At 59.0% G+C, this 249-nt stretch carries 1 pseudogene; it reads left to right on the top strand.

The annotated features are described in order from the left end of the window. Positions 1-249 (top strand): annotated as a pseudogene (locus tag SB764_RS43210) (cytosine deaminase); the annotation flags it as partial.

The raw sequence follows: 249 nt of genomic DNA, 5'->3' as shown, positions 1-249 counted from the left end.
ATATCGATCCGGTCAGCGGCTTGAAGAGCCTGGAACACCTGAAGCTCGCGCTGGAAAAGCACAAGGACAGCTTCGATTGTGAGATCGTTGCCTTCCCCCAGCATGGCCTGCTGCACTCGAAGGTCGATGGCCTCATGCGCGAGGCGATGCAGATGGGCGCCGCCTATGTTGGCCGTCTCGACCCGACGAATGTCGACAGCGCCATGGAAAAGTCGCTCGATGCGATGTTCCAGATTGCGATCGACAGCG

It is taken from the genome of Paraburkholderia sp. SIMBA_027 (assembly GCF_046535315.1).
GTDB classification, from domain to species: Bacteria; Pseudomonadota; Gammaproteobacteria; order Burkholderiales; family Burkholderiaceae; genus Paraburkholderia; species Paraburkholderia tropica.
This window is presented reverse-complemented; position numbering and strand designations above follow the sequence as displayed.